The sequence below is a fragment of the Streptomyces sp. YIM 130001 genome, assembly GCF_003574445.1.
Taxonomy (GTDB): Bacteria; Actinomycetota; Actinomycetes; order Streptomycetales; family Streptomycetaceae; genus Streptomyces.
In genome coordinates, this window is record NZ_KZ984564.1 from 91,113 (window position 1) to 106,175 (window position 15,063).

Here is a 15,063-nt window from a genome sequence, read left to right on the forward strand (position 1 = left end):
CTCACGCACCTCCCCTCTTCGGCCTGCGCATGCCGAGTCGCATCGTCGCGACGATCTCCCGCTGCACCTCGCTCACCCCGCCCCCGAAGGTGTTGATCTGGGCCGCGCGGTTCATCCGCTCCAGCTCGCCGTCCCCGAGGACCCCCGGCGATCCGGAACGGACGAGACCGGTCTCGCCCACAATTTCCTGACACATGCGATACACCTCGACCGCCGATTCGGTTCCCACCAATTTCACGCCCGCGGCGTCGCCAGGGGCCAGCGTCCCGGCCCCGACATCGCCCACCAAACGCCAGTTGAGCAGGCGCGTTGCCGCGATCCTGGCGTGTACTTCGGCCAGCCTCGAGCGCACCCACGAGGTGTCAATGGGGCGCTCTCCGGTCACCGGATCGGGTGAGCGGGCGAAGGCGAGCGCGCTCGCGTAGCAGTCCTCGGCCTGCATGCCGATGGCGGCCAGTGCGACCCGCTCGTGGTTCAACTGGTTGGTGATCAGCTCCCAGCCCGCGTTCTCCCGGCCGACGAGATGGGTCGCGGGCACCCGGATGCCGTCGTAGTACGTGGCCGTGGTGGTGAGCCCGCCCACCGTCTCGATCGGCGTCCAGGAGAACCCGGGGGCGTCCGTCGGCACCAGGACGATCGAGATCCCGCGGTGCTTGGGTGCCTCCGGGTCGGTGCGGCAGGCCAGCCAGATCCAGTCGGCGTGCTGTGCGTTCGACGTGAAGATCTTCTGGCCGTCGATCAACCAGGAATCGCCCGCTCCGGCGTGCGTGCGGCCCTGCGCCTCGCTGTCGGCCCCGCCGACCGTCCCGCCGTCGGGCCCACTGTCCGTTCCCCCGTCGGCGCCCTGCCCCCGCACGCGTCGCGCTCTGGTTCGCAGGGCCGCCAGGTCCGTGCCGGCGGACGGCTCGCTGTATCCGATGGCGAAGACGATCTCGCCGCTCAGGATGCGCGGCAGGAAGTAGTCCTTCTGGTCCTGGCTTCCGTACTTCATCAGGGTCGGGCCGACGGTGTTCAGGGTGACCATCGATACGGGCGCGCCGGCGCGGTAGGCCTCGTCGAAGAAGACGAACTGTTCGTCGGGGCCGCGCCCTTGTCCGCCGTACTCGACCGGCCAGCCGATGCCGAGTCGTCCGTCGCGACCCATGCGGCGCAGCAGTTCCCGCTGTCCTGCCGGGTCGTCGACGCGCTCGCGCGGCATCACCGAGCGGAAATACGTGCGCAGTTCGGCTCGCAGGCGTTCCTGGCGTTCGGTGGGGGCGAGGTGCACGGCGCGGACCTCCCGGAACCTCGGGCTCAGCAGGGTTTCTGACTGTCCGTCAGATCCGTGCTGCCTGTCAAGGTCGCCGACGCCTCCAGGATGCGCGCGTCACCGTCCGCGCCACCGCAACTCCCGCCCCTGCAGGCCGAAGCGCCTGCGCGGCGGCACCTTCCGTGCCGCCGCGCAGACGCTTCACACACCCCTCGGAGCCATCCCCCCGGAAGGCCCCGGGGAGCGGCTCACCTCACCAGAGTTCGGTGAAGTTGATGGCCACGTCGTGGCTCGACTGGTCGACGACCGTGAAGGCGGAGTCGTTGACCTGCGCGTTGTTGTTGCTGTTCGATGCGCCGGTGCCGGTGGCGACCTGCTGGTTGGTCGCGGAGTTTCCGCTGTTGTCGTCGCCGACACCGCTGCCGGTGATCGTCGCGACGCTCGTGTTCGACCCGTCGTCCGCGAAACCGCCGTTGTCCGCCTGGGCAACGCCGCTGAACAGCGCCGCCGCAAGGGGCAGGGCGGCAGCGGCGGCGAGGACGCGGGCGGTACGGATGCTTGCCATGTCTATTCCTCCAGAACCGGAATTACCGGCTGAGTGCGGCTGGTACCCGGGCAGTTGGCCGACCGCTCCGGGCGATGTTCACGACGTCGCGAGATCAGAGTTGCCCAGCCGATCACTGTCGAACCACCCCGAAAGCCCCGGTTCGCTCGCAAGCGTGAGGACAAGTCGATAAACCCCCATACAGCCATCAAATGTCCTGCTCAGGGGTGCACCGGTGGCGCACGGGCGGCGCACTCGGGCGGCGGTCGGGGCGCCGCAAGAGGTGAAGCGTTACGCCGGAATCCGGGCCCGGGGTCCGAGGGAGTCCCACCTCACCTCTTCGTCACCGGTTCCCCCCTTCCCTTCTTCGAACATACGTACGAACATAGAGGTATGGCCACCTCCGAACGGCATGCCGCCACCCTGGCGCTCGCCCATGCACTCTCCGCCGCCGAGCGCGGTCTGGCCGTGATCCCGCTCTCCCGCTCGAAGCTCCCCGCCCTGCGCTCGCCGCACCGCGACGACCCGACTCCCACCGTCTGCCACGGCGAGTGCGGCCGTACCGGGCACGGCGTGTACGACGCGACGACCGACCTGTCGCGGATCCGGCAGCTCTTCGCCGCCGCGCCCTGGGCCACCGGATACGGCATCGCGTGCGGCCTCGCTCCCCACCATCTGATCGGCATCGACCTCGACACCAAGTCGCCGTCCGACTCGTCGGCCACACTGCGTGAGCTGGCCCTGCGGCACCTGTTCACGATCCAGCCGACCGTCGTCGTGGTCACGCCGAGCGGCGGACGTCACCTGTGGCTCACCGGCCCGCCCGATGTCGTGGTCCCCAACTCGGCGAGCCGCCTCGCGCCCGGCATCGATGTGCGCGGCGCCGGCGGCTATCTCGTCGGCCCCGGCTCGCGTACCGAGCACGGCGTCTACAGCACGGTCCCGGGTACGACCCATCTCGCGCCCGCCCCGTGTCCTCGCGCGCTGCTCCGCCTCATCGCACCCTCCCCGCGCGCGTCCCGGCCGGTGGCAGGTGGAACGCAGGGGCAGGGGTACGGCCTCGTGCAGTTCGTCCAGGCGGCGCGGATCGGACAGCGCAACACCCGGCTGTTCTGGGCCGCTTGCCGCGCCTACGAGAACGGGCTCGGTGACGCCCTCACCGCCGCACTCACCGACGCGGCGGTCCGGGCCGGACTCGATGCGCACGAGGCCCGCGCCACCATCGCGTCCGCCGCCCGCCTCACCACGGGCCGCCCGGCGACGGACAGTTGACCGTGGTCGTGCGGGCGGGGGTGGCGCGGGGGCGACGTTCCGTGTAACCGGTTCAAGCGGTTGAACGGCATCGGGTAACCGGTCTGAAGGGTTTCAGGCGAGCGCTGTAACCGGTCGAACTGGTTCGCCCTGACCGGTCCGACTGGCCAGGGCGAACGGGCCGGACCGCATCGTCAGGCCGACGCCGGGGCCCGGTCCGGGACACCGGTCGCGGTGACGCGGCGACGGCGGCCCGGCATGCCGAAGGTGGGGTTGGCCACGCCCCAGGCCGCGCCCTTGCAGACCAACTCCTTGTAGAAGGCGGCGAAGCGGCCGGTGAGTGCGGCATTGACGGAGCGGTCGTCGGCCGTGACGTACTGGATCAGGCCCTCCTTGCGGCCGAGCGAGATGCACTGGTTGAAGTAGCGGATCGGGGTCTTCGGCAGCTTGCCGCCGGTCAGCAGAGCGGCGACGGTGTCGGCGGCCTGCCAGGAGGTGGGCACGCCCGAAGCGCAGGACATGCGCAGCGGCTTGTCGCCCGGCCCCATGACCAGCGCCGCGTCGCCGATGGCGTAGACGTCCGGGTGGGAGACCGAGCGCATCGCCTCGTCGACCACGATCCGGCCGCTGTCGCCGACCTCGAGCGCGGTGGCCGCGGCGATCGGATGTACCGCGAAACCGGTGGTCCACACGGTGACGGCGGCCGGGATCGATGTGCCGTCGGCGTCGGTCACGTGGTCGGCCCCGACGCCGGTGACGGGGGTGTTCTCGTGCGCCGTGATGCCGAGTTTGCCGAAGACCTTCCGCAGGTGGCGGCGGCCCTTGGCGGAGAGCCAGTCGCCCAGCTCGCCGTGGGTGGCGAGGGCGACGTCGAGGTCCGGGCGGGCCTCGGCGATCTCGGTCGCCGCCTCGATGCCGGTGAGCCCGCCGCCGACCACGACCACGGTCTCGCCGGCGGTCAGGCGGCCCAGACGTTCGCGCAGCCGGAGAGCGCCCGGGCGGCTCGCGATCTGGTGGGCGTGCTCGGCGGTGCCGGGGACGCCGTGGCTGTTCCAGGCGCTGCCGAGGGCGTAGACGAGGGTGTCGTACGGGAGTTCCACGGTGCCGTTCTGCCGGGTTCCGTTCGCCTGGGAATCAAGCGCATCTACGACGGAGACGGTGTGGCGGTCGACGTCGATCGCCGTGACCGACCCCTGCTTCAGCTCGACCCCGGTGCCGGCGAACATCTCGCTGAACGGGCGGGGCTTGAGGTCCTGTCCGACGGCGAGCTGGTGCATCCTGACCCGCTCGACGAAGTCGGGTTCGGCGTTGACGAGAGTGATGGTGACGTCCTCGCGGTGCAGGCGCTTGGCGAGGCGCCCGGCGGCGCTGGCTCCGGTGTAACCGGCTCCGAGGACGATGATCCGGTGCTGCATGTCCTTGCTCCTGTCTGAGGCGGCTTCGTCCCTTGAACCGGGCAGCCCGCCGTTTCCTGACAGGAGTGTGGTGTGACACAGGTCACATCGAGGCCGTTGTGTGCGGCCCGGGGTGGTTCAGAAGGGCTCGACGAGCGGTGCGCCGTGATCCGTCGCCGCCCAGCGCCGGTTCGCGCGTTCGAGCTTGTCGGGGTTGACCTGGTTGTGGACGGCGGCGATGCCGTCCGGGGTGACCTCGATGGACGTGGTTCCGATGACACGGCCCTCGACGACGGCCACCAGGCCCGGCTCGCCGTTGACGGTCGCGGCGTGGATCTCCGTCGGGCCGCCGGTGAAGGCTCGTTTGACCGCGCTGGGCTTGAACAGACCCCGGATGAACTTCGCGACCGCGACGGCTCCGTCGACCGCCTTGGCGCGTGCCGGGACGTGGCCGCCGCCGTCGCCGATGGAGACGGCATCCTCCGTGAGCAGCCGCACGAGGGGTTCGGTCCGGCCACTGGTGGCGGCCGCGAGGAACTCGTCGATGACCCGCCGAGCGGCGGCCTCGTCGACCTCGGCGCGGGCCTTGCCCGACGCGACGTGCTTCTTGGCACGGTGGAAGATCTGCTGGCTCGCGGCCTCGGTGATGTCGAGGATCTCGGCGACCTCGCCATGCGGGTAGCCGAAGGCCTCCTTCAGTACGTAGACGGCCCGTTCGTTGGGCGAGAGCCGCTCCAGGAGGGCGAGGACCGCGAACGAGACCGATTCGCGCTGCTCGGCGGTGTCGGCGGGGCCCAGCATCGGGTCGCCGTCGAGCAGCGGCTCGGGGAGCCATTGGCCGATGTAGCTCTCGCGGCGGGCGCGGGCCGAGGTGAGCTGGTTGAGACAGAGGTTGGTGAGGACCTTCGTCAGCCAGGCCTCGGGGACCTCGATGCGGTCGACGTCGGTGGCCTGCCAGCGCAGGAACGTGTCCTGCACGGCGTCCTCCGCCTCGCTCGAGGAGCCGAGGAGGCGATACGCGATGGCCTCGAGGCGGGGCCTCGACGCCTCGAACCGGTCCACATCGTGCGCGGTCAAGGGCATGGGTCGGATCCTAGAGGGTGTCCGCGGGCTGCGCCCGGGGGCGTTCGAGGGTGGGTGCGTTTCCGCAGCTGAGCGGTGGTTGGCGGGGGCGGTTCTCGTCCCGCACCGCGGACAGGGCGGGCTTGGAACCGGGACGGTTGGATTCCGGCCGTCGGAACGCGGGCCCGCGGCCGGCGACTTTGTCCACAGGGTGTGGGTTATCCACAGGGCGGAGCGCTTTGTCAGTGGCGGGGATCATGCTGGGTGCATGATGTGGCGGAGTACGGGGATGCGGTGGCGTGCTGGTCGGCCGGTGCTCGGCTGGTCGGTGCAGGGGCGTGACGAGCGGCGGGAGTCGGCGCCGACCGTGGGCCGGCCGCTGGCCTTCGCCTGCCGGGGTGGGCGGCGGTGTCTCGGGGTGTGGCGCGGTGGCCGGCACACCGAGTGCCCGCGGGCGGCGGAGGTGCCCGCGCGGGGTGCGCGGGCGCAGTGCCCGGAGTGTGCGCGGATCGACCGTTCGTACTCGGTGGCCGCCGACACGGCGGTGGACGATCCGCGTCCGTACGGGGTGTACCTGGCGTACTTCGGGCCGGGGCTGCTCAAGGTGGGGATCACCGCGGTGGAGCGGGGGCCGGCGAGGTTGCTGGAGCAGGGGGCGGTGGCGTTCGTCTGGCTGGGGAGAGGGCCGTTGATGGCGGCGCGGCGGGCGGAGGCGGTGCTGGGTGGTGCGTTGGGGGTGCCGGATCGGGTGCCGTATGCGCGGAAGAGGGCGGTGCGAGGTGTCCTGCCGGAGGTGCGGGAGCGGTTGTCCGAGTTGCGGGAGTGCCATGCGCGGGTGGGTGAAGTGGAGGGGTGGCCGGAGTCGTTGAGCCGTCTGCCGTTCGAACCGGTGGACCACAGTGCGGAGTTCGGGCTTCCGGCGCTGGAGTCGGCTGCTGCCGGGCAGGTCGCAGGGGACGGTGGTGGAGGTGCTGTGGTGCGGGAGTTGGCGGAGGACGGCGTGGTCGGCGGGAGGTTGCTGGCCGCGGCGGGACCTGATCTGCATCTGTGGTCGTCCTGGCGCGACCCGGGGACCGGGCGGGTGCGGGACGGCGTGGTCGTGGTGGACACACGGCTGATGAGTGGGTGGGGTCTGGTGGCCGCTGAGCCGGATGAGGACGCGGTGGGGGTGAGCGTTCCCGTGGTGGAGGGCGGTGCGGGGGCGGGGACGGCCGGTGGAGTGCAGGGAGGGCTGTTCTGAGGCGCGGACGCCGATGAGGTGTGGGGTCGTGACCGTCGAGGAGAAGCGTGGACAGGCAGGTGGTCGTGGAACGAGAGTGGGGGAATGTGTGACGTGGTGGGTGAGGAGACCGGGGCTGCGGCCGGTGAGGTGACGGCCGGCGAAGTGGAGGGCGTGCGGGCGTTCTGGGAGGGGCTGAGACTGCCGGGGCTCGTCGACGTCCATACGCACTTCATGCCGGAGCGGGTGCTGCGCAAGGTCTGGGCGTACTTCGACGCCGTCGGGCCGCTGACGGGACGCGAGTGGCCGATCACGTACCGGCTGGCGGAAGAGCAACGGGTCGAGGTGCTCCGGGAGTTCGGGGTGCGGGCGTTCACAGCCATGCTCTATCCGCACAAGCCGGGGATGGCGGCCTGGCTCAATGCCTGGGGTGCGGACTTCGCCGCGCGGACACCGGACTGCCTGCACACCGCGACGCTGTTTCCCGAGGAGGGCGTCGGGGAGTACGTGCGGCAGGCGGTCGAAGCCGGGGCGCGGGTCTTCAAGTCCCATCTGCAGGTGGGTGCCTACGACCCGAACGATCCGCTGCTCGATCCGGCGTGGGGACTGCTCGCGGAGGCCGGTGTTCCGGTGGTGATGCACTGCGGTTCGGGTCCCGTCCCGGGCAAGCACACCGGCCCGGAGCCGATCGGGCGACTGCTCGCTCGACACCCCCGGCTACGGCTCGTCGTGGCGCACATGGGGATGCCGGAGTACACGGACTTCCTCGACCTGGCCGAGCGGTACGCGGGGGTGCACCTCGACACGACAATGGCGTTCACGGACTTCACCGAGGGCGCGATGCCGTTTCCGGTACAGGCGCGGGCGAGGCTCGTGGAGCTCGGTGACCGGGTGATGTTGGGGACGGACTTCCCCAACATCCCTTATCCGTACGGGCATCAGCTGGAGGCGCTCGCGCGTCTGGAGCTCGGGGAGGAGTGGCTGCGAGCGGTGTGCCACGGGAACGGGGCGCGGCTCTTCGGGCTGCCGGCGGAGTAGCCGGAGCGCCGGTGGGGCGAGGGCGCGGGTCTCCCCGCGCGCTCCGCGGCAGCGTCCCCGCGGCGCTCGGTTCTCCGGCCGAGTCCGGACCCCCGGTCCGCGGGCCTGACCGGCTCGTGGAGTGCGTCGTAGGGGGCCGGATGCGTTTCTCAGGGAATTCACAGGTTCCGGAAAGGAGGATTTCAGGGCGGGTGGTCAGGGTGAGGGCATGACCACAATCTCGCGACAGGGCCGGGCCGGCGAAGGGCCGGGCGCCGCTACCGATGCCAGGGCAGACATCCGCAGGCCCGACGGCTCCCGCGTGCGGGTGCTCGTCGTCGACGACGAGGCCTCGCTGACCGAGCTGCTGTCCATGACCCTGCGGTACGAGGGCTGGGAGGTGCGGACGGCTCAGGACGGGGCGAGCGCGGTGCGTGCGGCCAGGTCGTTCCGGCCGGATGCCGTGGTGCTCGACGTGATGCTGCCCGACATGCACGGCCTCGCGGTGCTCGGGCGGCTGCGGCACGACCTGCCGGACGTTCCGGTGCTGTTCCTGACCGCGAAGGACGCCGTGGAGGACCGGATCGCCGGGCTCACCGCGGGCGGGGACGACTACGTGACCAAGCCGTTCAGTCTCGAGGAGGTCGTGGCGCGGCTGCGCGGACTCATCCGGCGTTCGGGAGCGGTGGCGCGGCGCAGCGAGTCCCTGCTCGTCGTCGGCGACCTCACCCTCGACGAGGACAGCCACGAGGTGACGCGGGGTGGCCGGTCGATCCATCTGACGGCCACCGAGTTCGAGCTGCTCCGGTACCTGATGCGCAATCCGCGGCGGGTGTTGAGCAAGGCGCAGATCCTCGACCGGGTGTGGAGCTACGACTTCGGTGGGCAGGCCAACGTCGTCGAGCTGTACATCTCGTACCTGCGACGGAAGATCGATGCCGGGAACGCGCCGATGATCCACACGCGACGTGGCGCGGGCTATCTGCTCAAGGCTGCCGACCCGGCTCCGGAGCCGGCTTCCGCACCCGCCTCCGTCCCCGCCGCGGCCTCCGCGTGACACGTGGAACGCGGGCTCCCCGAACGGGAGCCCCGCGCCGCCACGTTGCGGACCTTCCTCGGCCGTGTCCACGAAGTCCTGCCCAGCACGCCCAGCACGCGCACCACGCGCAGCATTCACAGCGCTCGTAGCACTCACAGAGCCCGGCACGCTCCCCCGGCCTCCGGCCGGGAGGGCCCCCGCTCGCCGCCCCGGCCGAAAAGCCGAGTACGTCCAGTACGAGGGCTTCCGGCCGGCGCACCGCGAGCACGCACCGGACACCACGATCAACGCGATCAACGCGATCACCACGAGCACCGCACAGGACCTTACGGACACGACGTAGAGCCATGTCACCGTCATCACCTACCAGCGACCGCCGGCCGCCAGTCACCGGCGACCGCCGCGGTCTGCGGCACCGGTTCCGCGGCCGGACGGCCTCCGACGAAGCCACCGGTGCGGGCGCCCGTGCCCGTCGGCCCCGCGGTCACCGGTCCTTGCGCACGCGGCTGGTCGTTTCCGCCGTCGTACTGATCGCTCTGGTGTGTGCGGTGATCGGGACCGTCACGACGGTGGCGCTGCACTCGTATCTGTACAAGCAGTTGGACGCCCAGTTGTCCGAGGTCGCGCAGCGCGCCGGCGGGCCGCCGCGCGGTGACGGCCCGCCGGGATTCGACGGGCGCGATCCGCTGCGTTTCCTCGCGCTCGGTGGCCAGGACATAGGCACGGTGGGGGCGGTACTCGAGGACGGCAAGGTCACGCGTGCCGCGGTCAGCGAATCCGGCGCGGAGCCGACCGAGCGCGCCCAGGTCAGCGAACTCGCTGCCGATCAGGCCAAGTCGCTGGGCTCCGTCACGCGCGACGGCCGGCCGCACAGCGTGGACCTGCCCGGACTCGGCGGCTACCGCGTGCAGTACACGCAGGGTGGCGCGAACGGCGAGATGCTCGTCGCCGTACCGACGAAGACGGTCGAGGACACGGTCGGCACCCTCGTGGTGGTCGAGCTGTGCGTCGCGGGCGCCGGTCTGGTGGCGGCCGGAATCGCGGGCGCGGCGATGGTGGGTATCGCGCTGCGACCGTTGCGCCGGGTGGCCGCGACGGCGACCCGGGTGTCCGAACTCCCCTTGCACAGCGGCGAACCCGACCTCTCCGAACGGGTGCCGGACGCGGATCCGCGGACCGAGGTCGGCCAGGTCGGGGCGGCGCTCAACCGCATGCTCGACCACGTGCACTCCGCGCTCAGTGCGCGGCAGGAGAGCGAGACGCGGGTACGGCGGTTCGTCGCGGACGCCAGCCATGAGCTGCGTACGCCGCTCGCGTCGATCCGGGGCTACGCGGAACTGACGCGGCGCGGACGCGAGGAGACCGGGCCCGACACCCGGCACGCGCTCGGCCGGATCGAGTCCGAGGCGTCCCGGATGACGGTCCTGGTGGAGGACCTGTTGCTGCTCGCACGGCTCGACGCCGGACGCCCGCTCGAGAAGCGGAGCACCGATCTCTCCCCGCTCGTCGTGGACGCGGTCAGCGATGCGCGCGCCGCGGGGCCGGCCCACCACTGGCGGCTCGAACTGCCCGAGGAGCCCGCGCTGGTACGGGCCGATGCGCCCCGGCTGCAGCAGGTTCTGGTGAACCTGCTGGCCAACGCCCGCACCCACACCCCGCCCGGCACCACGGTCACCGCCCGGGTGGCGCTCGTCCCTCGCACCGACCCCGCCTCGGACACCCGCCGTGAGACGCGACGTGCTGCCTGCCGGGAGGTCCGCGTCGAGGTCGAGGACGACGGACCGGGGATGGCGGCCGAGCTGGTGCCGCAGGTCTTCGAACGGTTCGCGCGCGGGGACGAGTCCCGGTCGCGGACCGGAGGGAACGCGGGATCGACGGGGCTCGGCCTGGCGATCGTACGAGCGGTGGTGACGGCGCACGACGGGCGCGTGACCGCCGAGAGCGCGCCCGGGCGTACGGTCTTCGCCGTCACGCTGCCGTCCGATCCGGCCGGCCCGTCCGATCTGCCTGCCCCGTCCGGACCGGCCGAGGTGTCCGAGGCCCCGGAGCCCTCGACGGCGCTCGAGCAAGGCTGACGAGACGGGCGCGCCCGCAGCATCGGCTTCGCGTGCGGTTCGCATGGTCTGCTTCGCGTGCGGTTGGCACGGTCCGCCCCGCGCACGGCTCGCACGGTCCCGCCCCACCCACAGCTCGCACGGTCCGCGCCGCCCACACCGCGCCCTCTCGGTCTCGCCCCCGGCGTGGCCTCGCGCCCGCGCGGCCCCAGCTTTGGCGGGGCCTTATGCCTCGCGGCCCCACCTTCTCGGTCTCGCCCCCGGCGTGGCCTCGCGCCCCCGCGGCCCCAGCCTCAGCGGGGCCTCATGCCTCGCGACCCCACCCCTCGACCCCACCCCCTCGATCTCACCCCGGCGTGACCTCGCGCCCCCGCGGCCCCAGCCTCAGCGGGGCCTCATGCCTCGCGGCCCCACCTCTCGCGGCCCCACCCCTCGACCCCACCCCCGGCGTGACCTCGTCTCCTGGCAGTCCATCCGCCCCCCCGACTCACAGCCCCACCACAGCCTCAGCACATCGCTGTGACAGGCCACTTGGCGAATGTCGTGGCATGCGAAGCGATTCCCCTGAGACGGCGACGGCGGCGGCGCGCGGCGGCGCACTCCCCGCGCGCGCCCCCGTACCGGTGGGCGGCGACGGCCCGCCCGTCCTGGACGTGGTGATTCCGGTCTACAACGAGGAGAAGGACCTGGAGGCCTGCGTCCGGAGACTGCACGCCCACCTCGCGGAGACATTCCCGTACGGCAGCGGCGGCTTCCGGATCACCGTCGCCGACAACGCGAGCACCGACCGTACGCCGGGAATCGCCGAGGCCCTGGCGCGTGAACTGGACGCCGTCACCTCGTTCCGCCTCGACCGCAAGGGGCGCGGGCGGGCGCTGCGGACCGTGTGGTCGCAGTCGGACGCGCCCGTGCTCGCGTACATGGACGTCGACCTGTCCACCGACCTCAACGCGCTGCTTCCGCTGGTCGCCCCGCTGATCTCCGGCCACTCGGACCTCGCGATCGGCTCGCGCCTCGCGCGCACGTCGCGCGTGGTGCGCGGGCCGCGCCGGGAGTTCATCTCGCGGGCGTACAACCTGATTCTGCGGGGGTCCCTGCATGCCAGGTTCAGCGATGCCCAGTGCGGGTTCAAGGCGATCCGGCGGGACGTCGCGCAGCGGCTGCTGCCGATGGTCGAGGACACCGGCTGGTTCTTCGACACCGAACTGCTCGTGCTCGCCGAGCGCGCCGGGCTGCGCATCCACGAGGTGCCGGTGGACTGGGTAGACGACCCCGAATCGACCGTGCACGTGGTGCGGACGGCCACCGACGACCTCAAGGGCGTGTGGCGCGTGGGCCGGGCGCTCGCCGTCGGCGCTCTCCCGCTCGACCGGCTCGCACGCCCCTTCGGGGACGACCCGCGTGACCGGCGCATCGAGGGCGTACCGCGCGGGCTCGCACGCCAGCTCGTCGGATTCTGCGTGGTCGGCGTGCTGTCGACGCTCTTCTATCTGGCGCTCTACTCCCTGTTCCGCACCGGACTCGGCCCGCAGCTGGCGAACGCGGGGGCCCTGCTCGTCTCCGCCGTCGCCAACACCGCCGCGAACCGGAGGCTCACCTTCGGTGTACGCGGTCGGGAGCGGGCGGTACGGCACCAGGCGCAGGGGCTCGTGGTGTTCGCCATCGGCCTCGCCCTGACGAGTGGTTCGCTCGCCGCGCTCGACGCGGCCGGCGGCGGGGCCTCGCACGCGACCGAGCTGACCGTCCTGATCGCCGCCAACCTCGCGGCCACCATCCTCCGCTTCCTGCTCCTGCGGGCCTGGGTCTTCCCGGACCGCCGCCAGGCGACCCCCGCGAGCCACCGCAGCGACGCCGAAGAACGCGAACACCCCCGCGCCCTCGTCCGGACCACCACCCCCGACAACCCCGGGACACACCGATGACCAAGCCCACCCTCCGTACGATCTGGCGCGGCAGGGCCGACGATCCCCCCTTCGTCCGCCCCGCCCTGCTGGTCCTGCTGCTCGCCACGGCCGGGCTCTATCTCTGGCAGCTCAGTGCTTCCGGTTACGCCAACTCCTTCTACTCCGCAGCGGTCCAGGCGGGCGGCGAGAGCTGGAAGGCACTCTTCTTCGGCTCGTCCGACGCGGGCAACTCGATCACCGTCGACAAGCCGCCGGCCGCGCTGTGGCCGATGGCCCTGTCCGTACGCCTCTTCGGTCTCGGCTCCTGGCAGATCCTGGTGCCCGAGGTGCTGATGGGCGTGGGCACCGCGGCGGTGCTCCACGCGGCGGTGCGGCGGCGGTTCTCGGCGGCGGCCGGGCTGATCACGGTGGGGGCGTTCGCGCTCACGCCGGTCGCGGCGCTGATGTTCCGCTTCAACAATCCGGACGCACTGCTCGCGCTCCTGATGACCGTCACGGTGTACTGCGTCCTGCGCGCGCTCGAGGAGGCGCGCACCAAGTGGCTGCTCTGGGCCGGGGTCGCGGTCGGCTTCGCGTTCCTCACGAAGACGCTGCAGGCCTTTTTGATCCTGCCGCCGCTCGCCGTGCTCTACGCGGTGTGCGCGCCGACGACCGTACGCCGCAGGTTCGGCCAACTCGCCCTGGCTACCGGCGCGATGGTGGTCGCCGGCGGCTGGTGGGTGGCGATCGTCGAGCTGTGGCCGGCCGGCTCGCGGCCGTACATCGGCGGGTCGCAGAACAACTCGTTCCTGGAGCTCACCTTCGGCTACAACGGACTCGGCCGGATCAACGGCGAGGAGGCCGGCAGCGTCGGCGGCGGAGGCGGCCCCGGTGGTGGTGGCGGTGGCTGGGGGACCACCGGCTGGGACCGGATGTTCGCCGGCACCATCGGCGGTCAGATCGCGTGGCTGCTGCCGGCCGCACTGCTGCTGCTCGTGGCGGGTCTGGTGCTGACCCGGCGTGCGGCGCGGACGGACACGGCGCGCGCGGCGTTCCTCGCCTGGGGCGGTTCGCTCGTCATGACGGCGGGCGTCTTCAGCTTCATGCAGGGGATCTTCCACGAGTACTACACGGTGGCGCTGGCCCCGTACATCGCGGCCCTGGTCGGCATGGGAGCCACCGTGCTGTGGGAGGAACGTGGCCGGATCCTGCCGGTCGCGGCGCTGTCGGTGACCGTCGCGGCGACCGCCTGGTGGGGGTACGTGCTGCTCGGGCGCTCCGACGGGTACCTGCCCTGGCTGCGCTGGGCCGTGCTCGTCGGTGGTCTGGTGGCCGCGTGCGGCCTGCTGCTCGCAGGTCGCGGACGGCGTGAACTCGCCCTGCTGGCCGGGGGATTGGGCCTTGCCGCGTCGCTGGCCGGCCCGCTCGCGTACACCCTGACGACGGTGAACGAGGGCCATGCGGGCTCGATCGTCACGGCGGGGCCCGCGGTGTCGGGCGGCCGCGGCGGCATGGGCGGCCCGCCCGGTGGCGGCGGTCCGGGCGGCGGCGGTATGCAGCCTCCCGGCGGCAACGCGGCGCAGACCGGCGGCGGGAAGGCCGCCGGGAACGGCGGCCAACAGGACGGCCGCCCGTCCTTCGGAGGCGGCGGCCCGGACGGAAACGGAACCAGAGGAAACGGAACCGGAGGAAACGGCCCCGGCAACGGATCCGGCGCGGGCGCCGACGGCCGGACCCCGGGCAAGGCCCCCAACGGCCGCGGCGCCAACGGCGGAACCGGCGGCACCCCTCCCAACGGCTTCCCCGGCAACGGCGAGCGCCCCGGCGGTGGCCGAGGCGGGGGCGGGGCCATGGGCGGCCTGCTCAACGGCGCCCAGGTGAGCGCCAAGGTCCAGGCGAAGCTCGAGCAGAACGCGGGGGACTACACCTGGGCGGCAGCCGCCATCGGCTCCCAGAACGCGGCCAGCTACCAACTCGCCACCGAGCGCCCGGTGATGCCGATCGGTGGATTCAACGGCAGCGACCCGTCACCGACCCTCGCCCGGTTCAAGCAGTACGTCGCCGCGGGGAAGATCCACTACTTCATCGGCGGCTCGGACGAGGAAGGCGAAACCGGAGGCGGCCGTGGCGCAGGCATGGGCGGCGGCCCCGGCGGCAACAGCAGCTCGTCCCTCACCACCTGGATCCAGTCCACCTTCAAGAAGGTCACGGTCGACGGCACGACGCTCTACGACCTGACGGCCGAGAAGGCCTGACGCCCAAGACGGGCTGAGGACCAACTCGACGCAAGAGCCCGCTCGACCCAACAGCCCGCTCGAGCCGCCCCGCTCGAGCCGCCCCCGAAGCAGGCT

The 15,063-nt window shown here is 72.1% G+C and carries 11 protein-coding genes; 7 read left to right on the plus strand and 4 right to left on the minus strand.

All coding sequences use genetic code 11. The annotated features are described in order from the left end of the window. Position 1 precedes the first annotated feature (1 nt). Both DSC45_RS27135 and DSC45_RS27140 read right to left on the minus strand, forming a co-directional pair. Positions 2-1,267, minus strand: a complete 1,266-nt coding sequence (locus tag DSC45_RS27135) for an acyl-CoA dehydrogenase family protein (protein WP_119294595.1) — start codon at positions 1,265-1,267, stop codon at positions 2-4. Between the two features lie 235 nt (positions 1,268-1,502). Next, the gene (locus DSC45_RS27140) at positions 1,503-1,814 is read right to left on the minus strand and encodes a hypothetical protein (protein WP_119294596.1); all 312 of its coding nucleotides are present in this window, start codon (positions 1,812-1,814) and stop codon (positions 1,503-1,505) included. A 372-nt stretch (positions 1,815-2,186) separates the two neighbouring features. Between DSC45_RS27140 and DSC45_RS27145 the strand changes: the two genes are divergently transcribed. After that, positions 2,187-3,065 carry a bifunctional DNA primase/polymerase gene (locus tag DSC45_RS27145; protein ID WP_119294597.1) on the plus strand — a complete coding sequence of 293 codons (879 nt, stop codon included), beginning with the start codon at positions 2,187-2,189 and terminating at the stop codon, positions 3,063-3,065. Positions 3,066-3,238: 173 nt separating this feature from the next. On the opposite strand, the gene DSC45_RS27150 is transcribed toward DSC45_RS27145, so the two are convergent. Further along, a complete protein-coding gene (locus DSC45_RS27150; protein WP_119294598.1) occupies positions 3,239-4,459 on the minus strand; it encodes an NAD(P)/FAD-dependent oxidoreductase in 1,221 nt (406 codons plus the stop codon). 117 nt (positions 4,460-4,576) lie between these two features. Beyond that, entirely contained in the window at positions 4,577-5,521 is a 945-nt protein-coding gene (gene sigJ, locus DSC45_RS27155; protein ID WP_119294599.1) for an RNA polymerase sigma factor SigJ, read from the minus strand. A 268-nt stretch (positions 5,522-5,789) separates the two neighbouring features. On the opposite strand from sigJ, the gene DSC45_RS27160 reads away from it, so the two are divergent. The 6 genes from DSC45_RS27160 to DSC45_RS27185 all read left to right on the plus strand — a co-directional run bounded on the left by DSC45_RS27160 (position 5,790) and on the right by DSC45_RS27185 (position 14,967). Next, the gene (locus DSC45_RS27160; protein WP_119294600.1) at positions 5,790-6,740 is read left to right on the plus strand and encodes a DUF2797 domain-containing protein; all 951 of its coding nucleotides are present in this window, start codon (positions 5,790-5,792) and stop codon (positions 6,738-6,740) included. Between the two features lie 84 nt (positions 6,741-6,824). Next, entirely contained in the window at positions 6,825-7,757 is a 933-nt protein-coding gene (locus DSC45_RS27165) for an amidohydrolase family protein (RefSeq protein WP_205571442.1), read from the plus strand. 208 nt (positions 7,758-7,965) lie between these two features. Continuing rightward, on the plus strand, positions 7,966-8,793 hold the full coding sequence (locus tag DSC45_RS27170) for a response regulator transcription factor (RefSeq protein WP_119294601.1): 828 nt from the start codon (positions 7,966-7,968) through the stop codon (positions 8,791-8,793). A 476-nt stretch (positions 8,794-9,269) separates the two neighbouring features. Continuing rightward, positions 9,270-10,850 carry a sensor histidine kinase gene (locus DSC45_RS27175; RefSeq protein ID WP_240434871.1) on the plus strand — a complete coding sequence of 527 codons (1,581 nt, stop codon included), beginning with the start codon at positions 9,270-9,272 and terminating at the stop codon, positions 10,848-10,850. Between the two features lie 527 nt (positions 10,851-11,377). Continuing rightward, the gene (locus tag DSC45_RS27180) at positions 11,378-12,751 is read left to right on the plus strand and encodes a bifunctional glycosyltransferase family 2/GtrA family protein (RefSeq protein WP_119294603.1); all 1,374 of its coding nucleotides are present in this window, start codon (positions 11,378-11,380) and stop codon (positions 12,749-12,751) included. Next, positions 12,748-14,967 (plus strand): glycosyltransferase family 39 protein, encoded by a 2,220-nt coding sequence (locus DSC45_RS27185; protein WP_119294604.1) that lies wholly within the window; start codon positions 12,748-12,750, stop codon positions 14,965-14,967. Before DSC45_RS27180 ends, DSC45_RS27185 begins: the two co-directional genes overlap by 4 nt. The last annotated feature ends 96 nt before the right edge of the window (positions 14,968-15,063 follow it).

What these genes read in the sequence shown, in the direction of transcription:
- DSC45_RS27140 (WP_119294596.1), bottom strand. Translation starts at nt 1,814, where the DNA reads ATGGCAAGCATCCGTACCGCCCGCGTCCTCGCCGCCGCTGCCGCCCTG.
- DSC45_RS27165 (WP_205571442.1), top strand. Translation starts at nt 6,825, where the DNA reads ATGTGTGACGTGGTGGGTGAGGAGACCGGGGCTGCGGCCGGTGAGGTG.
- DSC45_RS27180 (WP_119294603.1), top strand. Translation starts at nt 11,378, where the DNA reads ATGCGAAGCGATTCCCCTGAGACGGCGACGGCGGCGGCGCGCGGCGGC.
- DSC45_RS27185 (WP_119294604.1), top strand. Translation starts at nt 12,748, where the DNA reads ATGACCAAGCCCACCCTCCGTACGATCTGGCGCGGCAGGGCCGACGAT.
- DSC45_RS27145 (WP_119294597.1), top strand. Translation starts at nt 2,187, where the DNA reads ATGGCCACCTCCGAACGGCATGCCGCCACCCTGGCGCTCGCCCATGCA.
- DSC45_RS27150 (WP_119294598.1), bottom strand. Translation starts at nt 4,459, where the DNA reads ATGCAGCACCGGATCATCGTCCTCGGAGCCGGTTACACCGGAGCCAGC.
- DSC45_RS27160 (WP_119294600.1), top strand. Translation starts at nt 5,790, where the DNA reads ATGCGGTGGCGTGCTGGTCGGCCGGTGCTCGGCTGGTCGGTGCAGGGG.
- sigJ (WP_119294599.1), bottom strand. Translation starts at nt 5,521, where the DNA reads ATGCCCTTGACCGCGCACGATGTGGACCGGTTCGAGGCGTCGAGGCCC.
- DSC45_RS27170 (WP_119294601.1), top strand. Translation starts at nt 7,966, where the DNA reads ATGACCACAATCTCGCGACAGGGCCGGGCCGGCGAAGGGCCGGGCGCC.